This window comes from Fictibacillus sp. B-59209, assembly GCF_036216745.1.
GTDB lineage: Bacteria > Bacillota > Bacilli > Bacillales > Fictibacillaceae > Fictibacillus_C > Fictibacillus_C marinisediminis.
The window spans coordinates 402,792-422,208 of sequence record NZ_JARMMC010000005.1 but is presented as its reverse complement, the minus strand read 5'-3'; the positions used below and the strand labels follow the sequence as shown (position 1 = coordinate 422,208).

19 protein-coding genes and 2 other annotated features are annotated in these 19,417 nt (G+C 42.8%); all 19 genes read right to left on the bottom strand.

All coding sequences use genetic code 11. The features are described 5' to 3' along the window. Positions 1–5 precede the first annotated feature (5 nt). The 19 genes from rpmI to polA all read right to left on the bottom strand — a co-directional run bounded on the left by rpmI (position 6) and on the right by polA (position 19,296). Complete coding sequence (gene rpmI, locus P4361_RS04520) at positions 6–209, bottom strand: 50S ribosomal protein L35 (RefSeq protein WP_053357613.1); 204 nt, start codon at positions 207–209, stop codon at positions 6–8. Between the two features lie 25 nt (positions 210–234). Next, complete coding sequence (infC, locus tag P4361_RS04515; RefSeq protein WP_053357612.1) at positions 235–738, bottom strand: translation initiation factor IF-3; 504 nt, start codon at positions 736–738, stop codon at positions 235–237. A gap of 68 nt (positions 739–806) precedes the next feature. After that, positions 807–932, bottom strand: a sequence feature (ribosomal protein L20 leader region). A 331-nt stretch (positions 933–1,263) separates the two neighbouring features. Beyond that, positions 1,264–3,195: a threonine--tRNA ligase gene (gene thrS, locus P4361_RS04510; protein ID WP_256226266.1), complete on the bottom strand. Its 1,932-nt coding sequence runs from the start codon at positions 3,193–3,195 to the stop codon at positions 1,264–1,266. Between the two features lie 49 nt (positions 3,196–3,244). Next, positions 3,245–3,470 (bottom strand) — a binding site (T-box leader). Positions 3,471–3,529: 59 nt separating this feature from the next. Then, positions 3,530–4,387, bottom strand: coding sequence for a sporulation protein YtxC (gene ytxC, locus P4361_RS04505; protein ID WP_328088421.1), 858 nt, complete (start codon positions 4,385–4,387; stop codon positions 3,530–3,532). A gap of 108 nt (positions 4,388–4,495) precedes the next feature. Beyond that, positions 4,496–5,155 (bottom strand): amino acid ABC transporter permease, encoded by a 660-nt coding sequence (locus tag P4361_RS04500; protein ID WP_053357609.1) that lies wholly within the window; start codon positions 5,153–5,155, stop codon positions 4,496–4,498. A gap of 27 nt (positions 5,156–5,182) precedes the next feature. Next, complete coding sequence (locus P4361_RS04495) at positions 5,183–5,968, bottom strand: basic amino acid ABC transporter substrate-binding protein (RefSeq protein WP_053357608.1); 786 nt, start codon at positions 5,966–5,968, stop codon at positions 5,183–5,185. A 131-nt stretch (positions 5,969–6,099) separates the two neighbouring features. Next, positions 6,100–7,206, bottom strand: a complete 1,107-nt coding sequence (mqnC, locus tag P4361_RS04490; RefSeq protein WP_328088420.1) for a cyclic dehypoxanthinyl futalosine synthase — start codon at positions 7,204–7,206, stop codon at positions 6,100–6,102. Positions 7,207–7,372: 166 nt separating this feature from the next. Next, a complete protein-coding gene (locus P4361_RS04485) occupies positions 7,373–8,161 on the bottom strand; it encodes a glucose-1-dehydrogenase (protein ID WP_328088419.1) in 789 nt (262 codons plus the stop codon). 16 nt (positions 8,162–8,177) lie between these two features. Beyond that, a complete protein-coding gene (locus P4361_RS04480) occupies positions 8,178–9,032 on the bottom strand; it encodes a GRP family sugar transporter (protein ID WP_053357605.1) in 855 nt (284 codons plus the stop codon). 118 nt (positions 9,033–9,150) lie between these two features. Next, positions 9,151–10,089 carry a primosomal protein DnaI gene (gene dnaI, locus P4361_RS04475; protein ID WP_053357604.1) on the bottom strand — a complete coding sequence of 313 codons (939 nt, stop codon included), beginning with the start codon at positions 10,087–10,089 and terminating at the stop codon, positions 9,151–9,153. 14 nt (positions 10,090–10,103) lie between these two features. Further along, a complete protein-coding gene (locus P4361_RS04470; protein ID WP_091004008.1) occupies positions 10,104–11,483 on the bottom strand; it encodes a replication initiation and membrane attachment family protein in 1,380 nt (459 codons plus the stop codon). A gap of 98 nt (positions 11,484–11,581) precedes the next feature. Further along, positions 11,582–12,043, bottom strand: coding sequence for a transcriptional regulator NrdR (gene nrdR / locus P4361_RS04465; protein ID WP_053357602.1), 462 nt, complete (start codon positions 12,041–12,043; stop codon positions 11,582–11,584). Between the two features lie 75 nt (positions 12,044–12,118). Next, complete coding sequence (locus tag P4361_RS04460) at positions 12,119–12,514, bottom strand: cytosolic protein (RefSeq protein ID WP_328088418.1); 396 nt, start codon at positions 12,512–12,514, stop codon at positions 12,119–12,121. 91 nt (positions 12,515–12,605) lie between these two features. Continuing rightward, the gene (speD, locus tag P4361_RS04455) at positions 12,606–12,992 is read right to left on the bottom strand and encodes an adenosylmethionine decarboxylase (RefSeq protein ID WP_053357600.1); all 387 of its coding nucleotides are present in this window, start codon (positions 12,990–12,992) and stop codon (positions 12,606–12,608) included. A gap of 310 nt (positions 12,993–13,302) precedes the next feature. Continuing rightward, positions 13,303–14,340 (bottom strand): glyceraldehyde-3-phosphate dehydrogenase, encoded by a 1,038-nt coding sequence (locus P4361_RS04450; RefSeq protein WP_328088417.1) that lies wholly within the window; start codon positions 14,338–14,340, stop codon positions 13,303–13,305. 130 nt (positions 14,341–14,470) lie between these two features. After that, positions 14,471–15,064 (bottom strand): dephospho-CoA kinase, encoded by a 594-nt coding sequence (gene coaE / locus P4361_RS04445; RefSeq protein WP_328088416.1) that lies wholly within the window; start codon positions 15,062–15,064, stop codon positions 14,471–14,473. A gap of 18 nt (positions 15,065–15,082) precedes the next feature. Continuing rightward, entirely contained in the window at positions 15,083–15,715 is a 633-nt protein-coding gene (ytaF, locus tag P4361_RS04440; RefSeq protein ID WP_328088415.1) for a sporulation membrane protein YtaF, read from the bottom strand. A 59-nt stretch (positions 15,716–15,774) separates the two neighbouring features. After that, positions 15,775–16,596, bottom strand: a complete 822-nt coding sequence (gene mutM / locus P4361_RS04435; protein ID WP_328088414.1) for a DNA-formamidopyrimidine glycosylase — start codon at positions 16,594–16,596, stop codon at positions 15,775–15,777. Positions 16,597–16,656: 60 nt separating this feature from the next. Beyond that, on the bottom strand, positions 16,657–19,296 hold the full coding sequence (gene polA / locus P4361_RS04430; RefSeq protein ID WP_328088413.1) for a DNA polymerase I: 2,640 nt from the start codon (positions 19,294–19,296) through the stop codon (positions 16,657–16,659). Positions 19,297–19,417 lie beyond the last annotated feature (121 nt).

The window sequence follows — 19,417 nt, the reverse complement described above, 5'->3', positions numbered from 1 at the left end:
TATTATTATTTTTTCTTGTAAGTTAATAGTGTACGGATACGTTTGTAATCTCCGCTTGTAACAATCTTCGCTTTGCGAAGTTTACGCTTGGCTTTAGTAGATTTGTTAGCGAACATATGGCTTGTAAACGCACGTGCACGCTTAAGTTTACCTGTTCCAGTCTTTCTGAAGCGCTTTGCAGCACCTTTATGTGTTTTCATTTTAGGCATGATTGGATTCCTCCCTGGTAAGTAATTATTTTTCGGTTGTTGGTGCTAAAATGAGGAACATGCTTCGGCCTTCCATTTTTGGTCGAACTTCAACCGTAGCAACGTCTTCACATTCTTTAGCTAATTTTTCAAGCACAGTTTTTCCGATCGAGGAGTGCGTGATGGCACGGCCCCGGAAACGAATGCTTGCTTTCACTTTATCGCCTTTTTCAAGGAACTTGCGGGCATTTTTAAGCTTTGTGTTAAAATCATGCTCCTCAATTGTAGGGCTTAAGCGAATTTCTTTCGTTGTAACAATCTTTTGATTCTTACGTGCTTCTCTGTCTTTTTTCTGCTGCTCAAACTTAAACTTACCATAGTCCATGATACGGCACACTGGCGGTTTAGCGGTTGGTGCAACAAGTACAAGATCAAGATTGGCATTTGCCGCAATATCAAGAGCTTCATGACGTGTTTTAATCCCTAGCTGGCTGCCATCAGCCCCGATAAGTCTTACTTCACGAGCACGTATGCCCTCATTGACAGACATGTCCTTACTAATAGTAAGTCACCTCCAAGAAATTTATGTGAGTAGTCATTAACTCAGCACTTTGTAAACAAATAAAAAAAGCGTCGGCACATACTGCACCCACACGACCTCATCATCATTTCTGAAAGTTCGGTTGACCAGCCAACAGCACAATGCGTTGATCAGGTGAGAAGCGGGTGCTTCTGCTTTTGTTCGAAACTCAACTTATTTAATTACCTAAATTAATATACCATTGACAAGAACCTCTTGTCAACTAATGTTCTTTGTTCTTCACAACAGAATTTATTTTACAGTACTACTTGTTGTTTTGCAAGCACTAAAATAGTTTTTTCCTCGCACTCAAGTGATTAAAGAAGGGAAAATCAATTTACAGGCCAAAATTGATATTTACCCGCCGAAAAGAAGGATTTACCCTCCAAAACATCAGGCTTTACCCGCTAAAACTCAGTTATGTAAACAGGGTGCCAGGCACCGCTAAGGGGCTGCAAAAAAAAGAACTGCGAATGAATTCGCAGTTCTCTAATTTTATCCTCTTTTATTCACTTGCTCAAGAATGCTTGATTTGAACGCATCAAAGGATACAGTTTCTGATTTTTGCTCACCGTATTTACGGACGTTGACGGCTTGATCGGAAATTTCCTGATCACCGAGCACGAGCATGTATGGGATTTTTTGCATTTGCGCTTCACGGATTTTATATCCCAGCTTTTCATCGCGGTTGTCGACTTCGACGCGAATGCCTTCTTCCAGCAGTTCCTCACTAATCTTTCTTGCGTACTCTTCATGAACAGTGGATACAGGAATAATCTGTACCTGTACAGGAGCAAGCCATACCGGGAACGCACCCTTGTATTCCTCGATCAGGAAGGCGACAAAACGTTCCATTGTGGAAACGACTCCGCGGTGGATAACGACCGGACGGTGATCCTTTCCGTCGCTTCCTTTGTACGTTAGGTCAAAGCGTTCAGGCAAGTGGAAATCAAGCTGTACAGTAGATAGCGTCTCTTCTTTTCCGAGCGCAGTCTTCACCTGAACATCAAGCTTCGGCCCGTAGAACGCGGCTTCCCCTTCTGCTTCTATATAATCCAAGTCCATATCTTCCATAGTTTCTTTAAGAAGAGCCTGTGCTTTTTCCCACATCTCATCGTTGTTTACGTATTTTTCTTTGTCCTCAGGATCACGGTAAGAAAGACGGAACCTGTATTCTGTAATGCCAAAGTCTTTGTACACACGCTGGATGAGCTTTACTACGCGGATAAACTCATCTTTTAATTGATCCGGGCGGGCAAAGATATGAGCATCGTTCAATGTCATGGAACGGACACGCTGAAGGCCAGCCAATGCTCCTGACATCTCATGGCGATGCATCGTTCCAAGCTCAGCAATACGGATTGGAAGATCACGGTAGCTGTGCATGCTGTTCTTGAACACCATCATGTGATGCGGACAGTTCATCGGACGAAGAACAAGCTGCTCGTTGTCCATTTCAATCGCAGGATACATATCTTCTTTATAATGATCCCAGTGTCCTGATGTTTTATAGAGCTCTACACTGCCTAGATGAGGAGTGTAGACATGGTCGTAGCCAAGTCTTACTTCTGTGTCGACAATATAACGCTCGATGATACGGCGGATCGTCGCACCCTTTGGAAGCCAGACCGGCAAACCTTGTCCAATCTTTTGGGAAACAGTGAAAAGATCCAGCTCTTTTCCAAGTTTCCGGTGATCTCGCTCTTTCGCCTCTTGAAGGTAGACAAGATGCTGATCCAGCTCTTTCTGGTTAAGAAAAGCTGCTCCATAGATGCGCTGAAGCATCTGGTTATCGCTGTCTCCTCTCCAATAAGCGCCTGAGATGCTCATCAATTTAAAGGACTTGATTTTTCCAGTGGATGGAAGATGCGGCCCGCGGCAAAGGTCAAAAAACTCGCCTTGTTCGTAAATGGTAATAACCGCATCCTCCGGAAGATCACGGATGAGCTCCAATTTTAAATGGTCGTCAATGCCTTCAAAAATCGCGATGGCTTCTTCCCTGGTCACTTCTTTTCGGATGATCGGCAGGTTTTCGCTTACGATCTTTTTCATTTCCTTCTCAATCTTAGGCAAATCTTCCGGTGTTAAAGCTTCTTGAAGATCGATATCATAATAAAAACCGTTCTCAATGACTGGCCCGATGCCGAGTTTGACATCCTTATAGATGCGTTTGATCGCCTGTGCCATCAAATGGGCTGTACTGTGGCGTGTCATCTCGAGTCCTTCAGGTGAATCTTGTGGAACGATCTCAATGGATGCATCCGCCTCGATCGGACGTGTGAAATCGTACAATTCCCCGTTTACTTTACCGGCAACGGACTTTTTCTTCAGGCTGGAGCTGATGGATTCTGCTACTTGTTCTGCAGTGATTCCTTTCGGATACTCACGGATAGAACCATCAGGAAAAGTAAGCTTAATGTCTGTCATTCATAATCTCTCCTTGTTCAAAATAAAATACAAAAAACACCCGTCCACAAAAAGGGACGAGTGTTGTACTCGTGGTTCCACCCTTGTTCCACTGCAGGATTCTGCAATGGCACTCGGTCAAGATTTAACGGCTTTGGGCCGTCAGCGATTACTCTGCCTTCACCGCTGAAGTTCAAAGGGGGTAAGACATTTTTCCGTGTTAGAATGCTTTCAGCCTCAGGCATCCCTCTCTATAAACCGTAAAAAATATCCGTTGTCCTTATCTTTACTGATTTTGGTATCCAATTTATACAATTATTATATTCATACTATCCTGCAAAATCAAGAGCAATCCTTATCTACCGTCCATCTTTTCGATAAATTTGTTTCTTGAACCATAAAACAGCTGAAGGGGCCTTTTAATCAGTCTCTCCTGGAATACGTTCTGCAATGTATGTATCATGCCGTGATTTTCTTCTTCCAGGTACAAATACAACACTTCCGGAGCTAAACCCATGATCGGACCCAGCACTTTTTCGTCGAGATTAAACTCCTTGGTCAGAACCAATGCTCTTTCATGCATAAGCTGAAGCATTTTTTCACTGTATAGCCGGTATTCCTCATCATACAGCTTAAATTTGCCGTCGAAGGCTACGTGAACCTCGGCTGTGAGAAACGGCTGATCGGCTGCACACTTACGCAATTGATCGATGAAGGACTGGTATTCAAGCTCGAGTTTGTATTCATCGATCGCACATTCGACGTAAATTTGTAGAAGATCAAGGTACTCCCGTAAACGGAACTGTACAAAAGACTCAAATGTAAATGATAGCCCTTCTTCGGTTAAGATTTTTCTCCAGGCTTCTTTCACATGATAATCGCACGTATCCAGATCTTTTACCGCCGGCACTTCCTCCCGTTCCTGTTCGATAAATTCCTTGGCGATCGCTGCAATTTCTGCTTGCTCCTGCTTATCCGTGAAATAAAAAAAATGTTCAATAAAAAACAGGATTCGTGATTCCTCCAGTTTTTTACGAGTATAGCAAGCCAGCACCTGAACAATTGAATCCAGATGCTCTTTTGTATTAAATAATAATGAACGGCTTTCGGATTCTAAAAAGGAAGGTTTTATGTTAAGTGATCGAGCCATCTGCTTCAGTTCCTTTTGTAATTGGTTACATTCTTCATGATCTGCAAATATAAGTTCTGCCAACCCTGTCCCTCCCCCAAACACTCGATGTTACACTATATGGGACAACGTCATGAAAAATGAACTCTTTTAAAAGATTAATAAAAAAACAGCAGGTTTCCCTGCTGCCGGTTAATCCAGTGCATATTTGCGTTCAAGAAAGTTTAGCAGTTGTGTCAACGTAAGAGTAAGAATCAGATAAATAAGCGCTACCGTCAAAAAAGGTTCCCAAGGACGATAGTATTCTCCCATCATCGCTCTTCCCCAGTACATCAGTTCTTCAGTCGCAATGACGGCTGCCAGTGAAGAATCTTTAATTAAAACAATGAATTCATTTCCTAAAGGAGGAATCATGCGTTTAGATGCCTGAGGAATGATAATATGCCTCATTGTCTGTCTATGCGTCATCCCCAGCGAACGGGCCGCCTCGGTCTGGCCTTTATCAATAGATTGGATACCCGCCCTAAAGATCTCCGCGATGTAGGCCGCTGCATTTAAGGAGAGAGCCGTAATGGCAGAAACAAGTGCAATAGGAGGCTTCATGAAAAGCGGCATGACCGCAAAGTGAATCAAGAAAAGTTGAACAAGTAGCGGTGTTCCCCGAAAAAAGTTTATATACCAAATGAACGGCTGCCGAATCACCTGGACTGAAGACATTTTTCCGAGTGCGATGAATAGTCCCAAGAGGGTTCCGAAAATAATGCTCGCAACTGAAATTTCGATTGTAACCCATGTTCCTTTAATAAAAAAAGGTAAATATTTCTCTACGAGATCAAATTTATAGAAATCCATGTGTTCCTCCGGTCATTCTGAGTAGGTTTATTTTTTCAGCACATCCAGGTTCGGTTCTACTTTAAACCACTGTTTATAAATTTTGGTGTAGGTTCCATCAGCAATGACCTTCTTCAAAGCTTTGTCAACTTTTGCTTTATCTTTGCTGCCCTTAGGAAAAGCAATACCATAGAATTCAGATTCAAAGTTTGTTTTATCATTTACGACTGAGAGCTTTTTGTCCGGATTGTTTTTTGCATACTCATCTACAACGGTGTTATCAGCAACAACCGCATCCACTTCACCGCTTATTAGTGCCTGAATAGCCAACACATTACTGTCGTATTTTTTGACATTGGTATTTTCTTTCCCAAATTTCTTTTCCAAGGCAGCTTGTCCGGTCGTTCCATTTTGAACACTGACCTTCTTTCCTTTTAAATCATCCACACTTTTTATCGGTGACCCTTCTTTTGTAAGAATCTTATTAATGGACTCAAAATATGGAGATGAGAAGTCATATGATTTTTTTCGATCATCATTAATGGTTATCGCTGAAATACCAGCCTGGACCTGTTCGCTTTGTAAAGAGGTAAACAGAGGATCCCATCCTGTGTTTTTCAACTTATAATCCAGCTTTGCTTCCTTCATAACGGCCTTGAGCAAATCAACATCAAAACCGACAATCTTCCCATCTTTTAAATACTCAAATGGAGCATATGCAGCATCTGTTCCTACAACCAATTTCTCAGACGGGCTTCCTGACGTGGATTTCCCTCCACATGCTGCCAATGTCAGCAAACTCCCAAGCAATAATAACAACACTACTTTTTTCATCTTTGTCCCCCTTAAATTATGTAATCCTCTTTATTATAACAAAATTATCAAAAATGAGAATATTCCAATAATTAATTGCGCAAAAAAAACCCAGCCCTCTACAAGAAAGGCCGGGATTCTATGTTTTTCTATCAGTTCTGCATGACAAAGTCTTTTTCTGCGGTTTCTTCTTCGTCGAACACACGCAGCGTTTCGTATTTGGTGTTGCGCTGTGCCGGGATTTTACCCGCTTCCCGTATGAGGCGCAGTGTCAGATTCGTATTGACTTTATGGGTCGTTCCGGCAGCTGAGACCACGTTCTCTTCCATCATCGTGCTTCCGAAGTCGTTGCAGCCGTAATGAAGAGACTTTTTGCCGACCTCAGGTCCCATCGTCACCCAGGAAGACTGGAAGTTTGAAATGTTATCCAAGAAGAGGCGTGAGATTGCCACATTTTTAAGATATTCTCTTGGCGTTGTTTTCTCACCCTTTAAGTTCGTGTTATCTGGCTGGAACGTCCATGAGATAAAGGCTAAGAAACAGTTGGTCTCATCTTGAGCATCACGGACACGCTGAAGATGCAATGCTCTCTCTTCAAAGGTCTCGCCGAAACCGATAACCATGGTAGCCGTGGAATGAAGACCGACTTTCTTCGCCGTTTTCATGCAGTCGATCCACTCTGTCCATGATCCTTTTAAGCGGCTGATTTTTTTCCTCGTACGGTCATCAAGGATCTCGGCTCCGCCGCCAGGCAGAGAGTCAAGTCCTGCATCCTTCAGCTCTTTTAGGACTTCTTCCAGTGAGAGGCCTGAAACTTCGACCATCTTCCAGATCTCAGCCGGAGAGAAGGAGTGCATCGTAACATCAAAGCGCTTTTTAATATTGCGGAGCAGATCAGTGTAATAAGAGAACGGCAGATTCGGGTTTGTTCCACCCTGCATCAAGATCTCTGTTCCGCCTACATCGATCGTTTCCTGGATTTTTTGGAAGATCACTTCATCATCCAACACATAACCTTCCTTGCTTCCAGGCGGACGGTAGAATGCACAGAAACGGCAGTATGTATCACAAAAATTAGTATAGTTCACGTTTCGCCCGATAACAAAAGTAGTAATCGGTTCTGGATGCCACCGCTTCATGATGACGTCGGCCGCCTCACCCATTTTTTCAACTTCATCACTCTCATACAGAGCAACAGCATCCTTAACGGTCAATCGTGTACCATCAAGGGCTTTCTGCAAAATCGCATCAATGCTCATCTATATTACCTCCAGTTACGGACATCTTATGTAGCATTCTATTATCCTATCACATTTTAAAAAATTTTGCGAAATGAATACAGCTGCAGGAATGCAATGATAAAAGAGAAAGACAAACCGAGCAAGCCGGTTTGTCTTAGTTCGTTTCATCTTAATTATTTAAGGCTTATCCACGGCCTGCCTGGAAAGAAGGATATAATGTCATTCCTCCATCAGCAATGAGCGTATGTCCTGTTACATATCTTGATTCCTTGGAAGCGAGCCACACGGCGACAGAAGAAATTTCGTCAGGTTCAGCGATATAGCCCATTGGAATTAGTTTTTCTACATCCGCTTTTTTGCCAGGATCTGAAAACTTTTCGGCATTGATTGGTGTGTTGATGGCACCTGGCGCAATGGCATTTACCCTGATTTTCTTTGGTGCATATTCCATCGCTAGCGTCTGAGTCATGAGCTTTACACCGCCCTTACTCGCTGCGTAGTGCACAAAGTGCGGCCAAGGGATGATCTCATGAACGCTCGACATGTTAATAATACTTCCTTCAATGTTATTCTTCAGAAAATACGAGATTGCTTCACGGCAGCCAAGAAATTGCCCCGTCAAATTCGTGGAGATAACCTTATTCCAATCTTCAAGAGATAGCTCGTGTGACGGAACCTCATTTTCAATCCCCGCGTTGTTAATCATAATATCCAGTCTTCCAAAGGATTCCACTGTGCGTTCGACCAGATTTTTAATATCTTCTTCCTTTGTCACATCTCCCTGAACGGCGATCGCTTCTCCGCCGAGATCTCTTAATTCCTGGAGAAGTTCTTCCACTTCATTACCCTTTTCACTAAAATAATTTACAGTGATCATTGCTTTTTCTTTTGCAAAACGTTGGGCACAGGCTTTTCCGATTCCTGTACTCGCTCCTGTGATAATGACTGCTTTTCCTTCTAGATCTGTAAACATGTTTTTCATCCGCTCCTTAACGTTTTGTAATCCCGAGCATAACACCGCCCGCGATAATAAGTAGACATCCTGCAATAACGAAGATGATCTGCCGTTTTGATTTCTTTTCTTTTAAAATAAAAATTCCGCCGAGAGTGGAGATGATGATTCCCGTTTGTGAAAGCGAAAAACTTGTCGCTACACCAATCTTCGGCAATGAAAGCAACAAAGTGATGTTTCCTGTACTCCATAGAATTCCGGTTAAAATATTTCTTACAGCAAATTTATTAAACGGTTTACCTGTAAAAGTGAGAAGTAAACCGCCGATAAACATACCCGCTGCCTGTGGAAGTATCGCTTCCCATCCTCCAACCTTAAACCAATTGACAATAACCACATAGCCAACATAGCCTGCGGTGGATAGCAGCAAGATAAGGTAACCTCTTTTATAATTGGTCCCGCCGTCCTCTTTGTTGTTCTTATCCCTGATCGATGTAAAGACGGCTCCTAAAATGATAACAACGATAGCGATGATTCCAATAATGATCTCTGTTTTTGTTTTCCACTCATGAAACACGAGTACGCCAAAGAGTGTTGTCCCAAATAGCTGCATACCCGTTGAGAGAGGCACCGTTTTTGCCACACCGAGGTGATCAACAGTCGCAAATTGAAACCGTTGGCCGACAACCCATAAGGCACCCGAAATCGCTCCTACAATGATTACAAGAGAGTTCATATCAGGTTGAACGATAAAAAATGTAATTACCGAAAAGACAAGGGCACCGATGGTCATCCCCAATGTCTGGCTGTATGAATCTCCCCCCAGTTTTTGGCTGACCAATACAATGCTTCCCCAGCAAACTGCTGTGATGACTGCAAGAATTATTCCCATATTCATTTCCTTTCTGTCTGCTGATTCTATAGGTAGTATTTGCATCTTCCCGAAGATTCATCAGACTAAACAAAAAACCTCTATCTTTTATGATAGAGGTTAATCAAGTGTATCTATTTTACTGAAAAGTTCTGAAGTTTTTATCTCCACCGATAAAGATCGGCACGGCAAGATGGCGAATACGCTCCATGATCCGTTTTGCTTTTGCTTGCTCGAGGCCGCCTTTTTGCGAGTAGGAAAAATGCTCTTCAAGCAAGGTAAAATCATAATTGGAGGAGTACAGCGTCGGCAGCCTCTCCATCATACGATATTGAAGTATGACACCAATGATTTCATCCCTGACCCAATTTGTCATGTTTTCGGCACCAAGATCGTCTAGCATGAGGACAGGAACGGTTTTGAGCAGCTCCATTTTTTCGTTGAAACTTCCGTCAGAAAGGCTGCTTTTCATCTCCCGCAAAAACTCGGGAGTATGAACGAGCAATGAAGGAATCTGCCGCTCAGCCAACGCGTTGGCTATCGCACCCAGCAGATAGGTCTTTCCAACACCAAACTTGCCGTAAAAGTAAATCCCTTTCGCCCCTTCTCCAGAAGAAGCCGCTTTGACAAAATCCCATGCAGCACCAATCGCTTCTCTTCTGTCTTGATCAATGCTGTGAAGACGGTCAAAGGATGCCTGCAGGATATCTTTCGGGATAAAATAGCTTCGGATGAGGGCACTCATCGACTTCTGCTTTTCATCCTGTTTTTTCAGCGAACATTTTTCATAATAAATCTCGATCGTATTTCTTTCTGCCGCCAGTTCCGGCTGATACCCTTGCATCAGGTTTGGGCAAAGATTCAGCCCTGGGCAATTGGAACAATGGTTCTTTTCCTTGGAATATTCATAGAGCTTGGTCAATCCTTTTTCAATGCTTGATTGATTCAAATCAGGGTTCTGCTCCAGGAATGAGATAACATAAGGATCTGTGAGTACATGCTGCTTAATTCGGTCATATTCCTTTTTAAGCTGACCGTACCCTTCCATTTTTTTAACGGCGTCCATAATCGATTCCATTTTCGTTCCCCCCTTTAGATTTCTTTAAGCAGGTTTTCAAGCCATTGCTGGTTTTGCTCTTCAAGCTCATTATTATTATTGTTCTTTTCTTTTTTCTCTGCCGTTGCCTCTTCGTCCTTCAGCCAGTCTGGCAGACGGGCGCTCTTTTTCTGGGTTCCATTACGCTTATAATTTGTATTCTTACGCTCCTGCCACTCTTTGTACTTCTTCTGTTCTGAACGAGCTAGCGCCATGGCTTCCTGAACGGTTTGTACTTTTTTCCTGGCCCAGTGGCTCGCAATTTTTTCGACGAATGAACGTGTAAGTTTTAGATCATTGGTTTTCAGTACATAGTCGATCAAAACATTGACCACACCCGGAGTCATTTTTTGCTCAAGCATGAGATACGTAACAATATTCAAATCCACTTCCGCCGGCTTTGTTCCAGATTGGAGTTCCAGCAATTGAAAAGGTGATACTTCTTCAAAGAATTTTATCACTTTTTCTTCTTCTGTGACAGGCTCTCTGCCTGCAGCTGATTTTAAGCTCTGCGGCTGAGTACGGAGAGCCATCTGCGGCAGCTGGTTGTTGTTTTCAATCCTGTACCATTTTTGAACTTCCTTCCGGAGATTTTCGGCAGTCAACTCTCCATGAAGATGGTACGCGTTTTGGATTTGCCTGCTCATCTCAAGCGGTCCCATCTGGTAAACGTATGCCAGTTTAAGGATGGATTCCCTTATGGAAGGAGTTATGACTTCTTTCGGAAGAATAAAGCTTGAAATGCTGGAGATCAACAAATCAAAATCAAAGTCCTCAGAAGTGATGGACAACGGATTGCCTGGTTTTCTTTCTGCCAGACTTCCGCCTGATCCCTCCTGAATTTCCGAATATGTCCCTGCTGTCATTTCAGAGGGATGAAGCGATACGAAAACATCATTAAATGATGACGTCATCTCCACGTATTCTTCCATCTCAGTTTCTTCTTGAATAAAATGGTCTCGCATCTCGCAATATTTTGTTTTGCCTAATCGATTATAAAGATAGATGTTCAAGACCCCATCGTTGAAAAATTCATCCGGTGACAGAGGGGTTTGCAATTCATATAAGTAAACCCTCGAATCTTCTTTATCCCGTTTATAAGTTTTCAGCAGGCCGATGGCTTCCAGCTTTTTTCGGGCGGCAATAATATCCTTCAATGAAAATTGGGTCACATTCATGAGCCTCTGATGCGTCTGCTCTTTTGGCGTTTTCATTTCGGCATCACACCAAAATGTCATATATAAACTATAGGCAAAAGCGCCTATTAACGGCTGGTACAGCATGGTCAATACTTTGCGGTCTATATTATGGAGATAGCCGCTAAATTGAACCTCATATGTATCCACCGGGACAATTTCTTTCCAGTGTACACTCATGGTTCTCACCTTTCAAAAAAAAGTTTTTTTCTAAGTCTATAGAGAAAAACAAGCATTCCGATAAAAAAAAGCGTAAAACTGGTACTGTCTTACGCAAGTTAGTGCTCGTCTTTTTTTATTAATTCTTTCAGTTCCTGTATGAATACATTGATGTCCTTAAATTGCCGGTAGACCGAAGCAAATCGGACATAAGCTACTTCGTCCGTGTCCGCAAGATAATCCATGACTTTTTCGCCGACTTCTTTGCTGTTTATTTCAGAAACCCCTTGGTTCCGCAGGTCCTTTTCTATGTTGTCCACGATATTTTCAAGAACTTCTAAAGGTACAGGGCGTTTCTCACAAGCTTTTATAAGTCCGCGAAGAATTTTTTCACGGCTGAATTCTTCCCGGGTACCTTCCTTTTTCACAACAATCAGCGGTATTTCTTCAACCGTTTCAAAGGTTGTAAATCGATAGGTGCATGACTCGCATTCCCGCCTGCGGCGAATCGATCTCCCCGAATGGACCGGTCTAGAATCAAGCACTTTTGTACCGTTATACTGACAGGACGGACAACGCAAAGCAGATCAACTCCAAAAATTAATTAACCTCTATTATAATTCTATCTTAGACAAAAGGAGGGCATGTGACAAGAATTAATTGTTTTCAAGCAGAGATGTGCCAATAAATTCAAGCTTTCCTTTCAATCCTTCATTAATAGCAAGGATCACCTTTCTGCTGTATCCAAAATCGATCGGAAGCGGCGATTCAGACGTGACATTAATATCGACTGCCGTTTTAAATGGTCTGAGAGAGGTCGCAGTGATCACGGCAAAAGCCTTCCTTGGAGCTGTAACTTCAAAAGATAGCTCGCCCCGTTCTTTTGATGATCCAAGCAGTTTATAATGGCTTTGCTGCCGGACAAGCTCTTCAACGGCATCCATGACTTTTGTGCGGTTCGCTTTGAAATAATGGGTTTGCAGTAAAGGATCTTGGTGGTTCTCGGAAGTTTCCGAATGATTCTTCAAGATATTTTGCAATTGTCTAAGCATGGTACCCCTCCTCTAAACTCCTCCATGCAAAAGCGGAAAGTAAAAAAAGAGGTGCAAATAACACACCTCTTTTTCGACTTAGCATTCATTTTTATTTATTAGCAGCAACTTTATTTTTAGCAACTTTAACAGGACCCATTCCACGTGGAACTTCTAAATTTTCACGGCTGTTCGCTTCCAAAGCCTGTGAAATGTAATCAGCAGCCACATTTGGATCAATACGATCCCCACAAGTGTATACGTCAATGCTTGCATAACCATGCTCTGGAAAACTGTGGATTGTCAAATGTGATTCAGAAATAATAACAACCCCACTCACGCCATGCGGCGCAAACTTATGAAAAGCAACCTCACGAATTTCTGCACCTGCTTTAAGGGCAGCGTCAACAAACGTCTCTTCAATAAACCTCATATCATTTAGCTTTTCACTGTTGCATCCCCATAGTTCAGCAATTACGTGTCTTCCCATTGTATCCATATTAGCATAGTCCCCCTTAAAAATTTTTCATGCCTTCAAGCATGCGGTATTGAACATCTACCACGGGGGAAAGTTAGTCCTAAGAGGTCCTAACCCTTTAAGTAGAATCCAACGCCTTGGTTTGCTTTATTTGAAGTTCACGAATCATAGTATACTTGTTTTATTTTTCATTTGCAATAATTTGTTTGAAATTTCCCTCTAAATTTTCATATGAAAACTAATGACATAAAATGGGTGGATTTTGTTTAAAAACAAAAAGAACGGACAGCGCCAGAAACCGGCTCCATCCGTTCTTTTTTAATTATTGGTTTTATGAAGGAATCCTCATATCCGCCTTTTGAGCTAAACCTGCAGCAACAAGACCTGCCAGATCAACAACACGGCAAGAATAGCCCCATTCATTGTCATACCAGGCAAGCACTTTTACTTTTTTATTCTCAATAACCATTGTTGATAAACCATCAATGATTGAAGAATTCTCATTACCGTTATAATCAATGGAAACCAGCGGCTGTTCGCTGTATCCAAGAATACCGTTTAATGCACCCTCAGACGCAGTTCTTAAAGCCTCATTTACCATCTCTTCTGTCACATCCGTTTTTAGATCGACCACTAAATCAACTAATGATACATTTGGAGTCGGGACTCGGAGTGCCATTCCATTCAATTTTCCTGTGAGATGAGGAAGAACCTTGGAGATTGCTTTTGCCGCCCCGGTAGACGTTGGAATGATGGATTGGCCGCAAGCTCTTGCACGTCTGAGGTCCTTATGCGGGTTATCAATATTTTTTTGATCATTTGTATAGGAATGTACGGTAGTCATCATTCCTGATTCAATCCCGAACTGTTCATCGAGTACTTTTACTACAGGTGCCAGACAGTTCGTTGTGCATGAAGCATTGGATAAGATATGATGTTCGTCCGCTTTGTAATCGCTGTCATTTACACCCATAACTATCGTGATGTCTTCATCTTTTCCAGGTGCAGTAATAATAACCTTCTTCGCTCCAGCTTGCAGATGGTAGCCCGCCATTTCCTTTGTTTTGAATTTTCCAGTGGCTTCAATCACGATATCGATGCCGAGCCCTTTCCATGGCAGTTCTCTTGGGTTGCGGGAATTAAGCAGAAGCACTTTTTGCCCGTCCACCATTAAGTAGCCTTCATGGGCACTAACTTCACCATCAAACATTCCGTGAATTGAGTCATACTTAATCATATGTGCTAACGTTTCAGGAGGATAGCTTGCGTTGATTGCTACAACCTCAAACTCGTTATTTTCCTCCATCATCTTACGAAATACCATTCTTCCGATCCGCCCGAGTCCATTAATCGCTACTTTTGCTTTCATGGTGTGCTCCCTCCATATATGTTATACTTTTTTGCCTCTTTTTCTACAATTAGTATAGCATATTTAAATAAAAAAAGAACATCATTTTATAAAAACGGGCAAAAAATAAACCCTCTGCCTAGACAGAGGGCTAAATAATATTCCATTCCTTAAGCTGAGCATCCAGTTTCACTTTGAGCTCTTCCAAAGATCCATTGTTTGTGATCACCGCATCCGCCAGCTTTACTTTATCTTTAAGGGGCATCTGGGAAGCAATCCTGCTCCTTGCCTCATCCTCCGTGAAGTGGTCTCTCATAACTAATCGGCTGAACTGGACTTCTTCATCAACAAAGATCAGGAGTGTGCGGTCCACCATATGGGTCAAATCGCTCTCAAACAACAGAGGAATATCCATGACCACATGGCTGAATCCATCATTAAGATAATGTGCTGCCTGGCTCTTCATTTCATGCCGTACAGCCGGATGAACAATCTCATTCAGCACCTTCCGTTTGGCAGTATCATTGAATATGACGCTGCCAAGTTTTTTTCGATCGAGGTTCTTTTCTTCATCTATTACTTCTACCCCAAAGTTCTCGACAATTTTAACGTAGGCGGGCTGGCCTTGCTCCACAACCTGACGCGCGATTAAATCTGCATCAACAACAGGTATGTTATAGCTCCGCAAAAGATTGGAAACTGTGCTTTTTCCACTGGCAATCCCGCCGGTCAGGCCTATGATCATGATTTTACGATCCTCCTGTTACATTTTCAGTAATCCTATAATAATCAGTAATATCCCTGGAAGGAAGGTAAGCTTCTTCATCCACGTAATCCTGGACACTGCAAACCCTAATTTCATGCCACCAAGTACAAATATCGAGCTCATGGAGGCTACCGTAAATGCTGTAAGAAAAGGAGGCATATCAACCATCGCTGCTCCGATTCCCGCTCCGAAAGCATCCAATGAAAGCGCGACGCCCAGCAAGACCGCCTCCCAGCCATTGATAGAGCCGGATTTATCAAGATCTGCGATTGTCGGCTTACTTAAGATTTGAATCATGATTCCCAGAGATTTTATTTCTAATTTTACAATAGTCTTCTCTTCAGGTACAGCCGCGGCCTTTTTTTCAGGCTTGGCTACTTGGTACAAAAAATATGAACCGAGACCTAAAAGGATCAAGCCGCCTGTTACCTGCCCGGCATGCGGCGATAAAAAGCGTTCTAAAAAATGGCCGGACCCCATTGCAATAAAAAAGGTAATGGCCGAACATGAGGAAATGATAATGACCGATTTTAACGGAATCTTTATTTCCTTCATGCCATACGTCAGCCCCGTACCAAAGCTGTCAAGACTTACTGCAAACGCCAGTAAGAGCATCGAAAAGGACACCATAACGGCAAAAGCTCCTTTCATACCACGTTCTGTAGTATATGAAAGGAGCTTGGAAACTGTTATTTTTGGCAGCTGCTGCAAAAATGAGTGCCTCGTCCTGCAACAACGGATCTAGTAATTTCACGGCCGCATTTTTTGCATGGCTCTCCCTTTTTTCCATAAACAAAAAGCTCCAGTTGAAAGTTACCTGCTTTCCCTTCGGAATTCACATAAGAGCGAATCGTACTGCCGCCTTTTTCGACCGACTCTTTCAGGATCGATACCATGTTTTCCTGCAGCTTTTTTAATCGCTGCAGCGATAATCCGTTCGCTTTTTGTTCGGGGTGTATACCCGATGCAAAAAGAATTTCATCCACATAGATGTTTCCCAGACCTGTTATGAGAGACTGGTCCAGCAGGACTGCTTTCACCGGCCTGCTTGTCTTTGAGAACATCTTCTTTAAAAGAGATGGAGTAAGTTCTGCGGAAAAAGGCTCATAACCGAGTTTGGATAACGGCTGCCGCTGTTCTTCTTCCCCTTTTGGATACAGATGCATCGTACCGAATTTCCTGACATCCCGGTACCGGAGTTCACTTCCGTCAGTAAACTCAAAGAGAACATGCGTATGTTTATCAAACGGTTCTTTCTTTTGGTTTAACGCATACTTCCCCTCCATTCTCAGATGGGAAACAAGAACGTCATCATCAAGAAAAATCTTAAGGAACTTGCCTCTTCGCTCTACATGTTCTATGGTCTGGCCGCTGAGCCGGATTTTGAATTCATCGAGCTCAGGATGTTTAATAATATTGCTCCATAAGACTCTAACTTCTTTAATCGTTTTTCCGCCAACCAGTCTGTTCAGTGTGTTTTTTACGTTTTCTACCTCTGGCAATTCAGGCATATCTTTCACCTCAAATCAAACGGAAAACAGCCAAATCGGCTGTTTTCTCTTCTCTTTTTTTTATTTTGCGTCGTACCATGTATCTCCGTAATTCAAATCAACTTTTAATGGAACATCAAGGCCGAGTGCAGATTCCATCACTTGCGGAACGAGAGTACACAGCTTTTCAATTTCATTTTCCGGTACCTCAAAGATCAGCTCATCATGCACCTGAAGCAGCATCAAGGATTCCAGATTTTCGTCTTTCAGCACCTGATCCATTTCAACCATCGCCTTTTTAATAATGTCAGCCGCTGTTCCCTGAATCGGAGTATTCATGGCTGTACGTTCAGCAAAACTTCTTAAATTGAAGTTTCTGCTCGTAATCTCTGGCAGGTATCGGCGGCGGTGCATAAGCGTTGAAACATAGCCGTCCTGTTTCGCCTGTCGGACGATCGATTCCATATATTCTTTTACACCAGGGAAAGTTTTCAAATACTGTTCAATGAACTCTCCGGCTTCTTTTCTTGTAATATTCAAGCTTTGCGACAAGCCATAGTCACTAATTCCGTATACGATACCGAAGTTAACTGCTTTGGCATGCCTTCTCATTTCTGAGGTCACTTCATCCATCCCCACATGAAAAACATCCATCGCGGTCTTCGTATGAACGTCCATTTCCTTTTTAAAGGCTTCCATCAGGTTTTCGTCCTGTGAAATATGGGCAAGGACACGAAGCTCAATTTGAGAATAGTCAGCGGCAAGAATTTTCCAGCCTGGTTTTGAAGCAACGAAGGCTTCCCTGATCTTTCTTCCCGCTTCAAGCCTTATCGGGATATTTTGCAGATTTGGTTCTGTTGAACTCAGCCGTCCTGTTTGAGTCAGCGCCTGGTTAAAGCGTGTGTGGATCTTATCAGTATCTTCGTCGACAACCTTCAGAAGCCCCTCAATATAGGTAGAGCTTAATTTTCCAAGCTGGCGGTAAACAAGGATTTTCCTGATGATCTCATGCTTGCCTTCCAGTTTCTCAAGCACATCCACCGAAGTACTGTAACCGGTCTTTGTCTTTTTAATGGCCGGCAGATTCAGCTTTTCAAACAAGATCTCTCCTAACTGTTTCGGAGAATTTATATTAAAAGATACTCCGGCAAGTTCATGAATCTCTCCTTCAAGTATTTTCAGTTGCTCTGTGAGCTCGTGTCCCATCGCTTGAAGCCTGCCGACGTCCACCTTCACTCCTGTTGTTTCCATTTCACCCAGCACCAGTGATAATGGGAGTTCAAGATCGGCAAAAAGTTCATACTGTTCGTTTTCCTTCAGTTCTCCAGAAAGCTTGTCCTGAAGAGAAAAAATAGCATTCGCTTTGCGAACGAGATGTTCGGATAGAATTTCTTCTTCAGGCACCTTTCGTTTGGCACCTTTTCCGTACACCGCTTCTTCTGTATCAGTGTCATGTATACCGTAGCGTTTTGCAATTCCAGCTACATCGTCCCCGGACTCGGACGGATTCAGCAGATAAGAGGCGATCATTAGATCAAATTCTACACCCTTCAATGAAATACCGTTCCAGTCCAATGCGACGTACGCTCTTTTGGCGTCAAACACGTATTTAATTTTACTTTCATCTTCCGCCCATTCCTTAAACGATGCTGAAGAGAGCGCTGTTTCAGCAGGAATAAAATACTTTCCGTTGCTGTTTACGATCGCCAGCCCGTTGACCGGAGCTTTATGGTAGGTTTCCGGTGTTGTTTCTACTATAAGAGCGGCAGGTGATGATAAGATTTCATGACTGAGTTCTTCAGCCTTTTCAAAGGAAATCTCTTTTTTTTCCTGTCCGCTCAGCTGTGTTTCTTCACTGTCCCCGCCGATTCGTTCCAGCAGCGAGTTGAAGCCAAGATCTTTAAAGAATGGAATCAGCTGTTCTGTTTGGTACCCTTCGTAAAGAGAATCGTTTATGGAGATTTCAATTGGTGCCTCATGCGTGATCGTTGCCAGCTCTTTGCTCATCAAGGCCTGTTCCTTATTGTCCTTGAGTTTCTCCTTCAGCTTTGCACCTGAAACCTGATCAATTGATTCCAGCGTTTCTTCCAGAGTGCCGAACTGTTTGATTAGTTTAATGGCTGTTTTTTCCCCGACTCCCGGAACTCCAGGGATGTTATCGGATGGATCGCCCATGAGGCCCTTCATGTCGATAATCTGGTGAGGAGTTAAGCCATATCTCTCTTCCACCTGTTGAAGGTCATAAGCCTCTACTTCCGAGATCCCTTTGCGGGTCAGTGCAACATTGACGTTTTCTGTTACAAGCTGAAGCAAGTCCTTATCACCAGTAAAGACTTTAACGTCCCAGTCACCATTTTCAGCCTGTTTAGAAAGCGTGCCGATAATATCATCCGCTTCATAATTTTCAAGCTCGTACCGTTTAATTCCGAACCCGTCCAAAAGCTGGCGGATCAGCGGAAATTGTTCGGAAAGCTCAGAAGGAGTTTTCTGGCGTCCTCCTTTATATTCGGTAAACGTTTTATGCCTGAAGGTTGTTTTCCCCGCATCAAATGCAACAAGCACGTGGCTGGGCTTTTCATCTTCCAATATTTTAAGCAGCATCGTCGTAAATCCGTATACTGCATTTGTATAGACACCTTTATCATTGTTGAGCAGAGGAAGCGCGAAGAACGCACGATATGCGATACTGTTTCCATCAATCAAAACTAATTTATTTGCCAAAATAATACCCCCTGATCGGTTGTTTTCTAATCTTTATTGTACCATTCGGCTATAAGAAAAGAAAATTGGCCAGCCAGCGTCTGTTCAAAGATTAGAACAAAAAAAGAGAGAACCCGTAATG

What these genes read in the sequence shown, in the direction of transcription:
- coaE (WP_328088416.1), bottom strand. Translation starts at nt 15,064, where the DNA reads ATGATCATAGGCCTGACCGGCGGGATTGCCAGTGGAAAAAGCACAGTT.
- thrS (WP_256226266.1), bottom strand. Translation starts at nt 3,195, where the DNA reads ATGACAGACATTAAGCTTACTTTTCCTGATGGTTCTATCCGTGAGTAT.
- ytaF (WP_328088415.1), bottom strand. Translation starts at nt 15,715, where the DNA reads ATGGTGTCCTTTTCGATGCTCTTACTGGCGTTTGCAGTAAGTCTTGAC.
- P4361_RS04450 (WP_328088417.1), bottom strand. Translation starts at nt 14,340, where the DNA reads ATGAAAGCAAAAGTAGCGATTAATGGACTCGGGCGGATCGGAAGAATG.
- mqnC (WP_328088420.1), bottom strand. Translation starts at nt 7,206, where the DNA reads ATGAGCATTGATGCGATTTTGCAGAAAGCCCTTGATGGTACACGATTG.
- P4361_RS04495 (WP_053357608.1), bottom strand. Translation starts at nt 5,968, where the DNA reads ATGAAAAAAGTAGTGTTGTTATTATTGCTTGGGAGTTTGCTGACATTG.
- dnaI (WP_053357604.1), bottom strand. Translation starts at nt 10,089, where the DNA reads ATGGAATCGATTATGGACGCCGTTAAAAAAATGGAAGGGTACGGTCAG.
- P4361_RS04480 (WP_053357605.1), bottom strand. Translation starts at nt 9,032, where the DNA reads ATGGGAATAATTCTTGCAGTCATCACAGCAGTTTGCTGGGGAAGCATT.
- mutM (WP_328088414.1), bottom strand. Translation starts at nt 16,596, where the DNA reads ATGCCTGAATTGCCAGAGGTAGAAAACGTAAAAAACACACTGAACAGA.
- P4361_RS04500 (WP_053357609.1), bottom strand. Translation starts at nt 5,155, where the DNA reads ATGGATTTCTATAAATTTGATCTCGTAGAGAAATATTTACCTTTTTTT.
- speD (WP_053357600.1), bottom strand. Translation starts at nt 12,992, where the DNA reads ATGGATACAATGGGAAGACACGTAATTGCTGAACTATGGGGATGCAAC.
- P4361_RS04460 (WP_328088418.1), bottom strand. Translation starts at nt 12,514, where the DNA reads ATGCTTAGACAATTGCAAAATATCTTGAAGAATCATTCGGAAACTTCC.
- rpmI (WP_053357613.1), bottom strand. Translation starts at nt 209, where the DNA reads ATGCCTAAAATGAAAACACATAAAGGTGCTGCAAAGCGCTTCAGAAAG.
- infC (WP_053357612.1), bottom strand. Translation starts at nt 738, where the DNA reads ATGTCTGTCAATGAGGGCATACGTGCTCGTGAAGTAAGACTTATCGGG.
- P4361_RS04485 (WP_328088419.1), bottom strand. Translation starts at nt 8,161, where the DNA reads ATGTTTACAGATCTAGAAGGAAAAGCAGTCATTATCACAGGAGCGAGT.
- P4361_RS04470 (WP_091004008.1), bottom strand. Translation starts at nt 11,483, where the DNA reads ATGAGTGTACACTGGAAAGAAATTGTCCCGGTGGATACATATGAGGTT.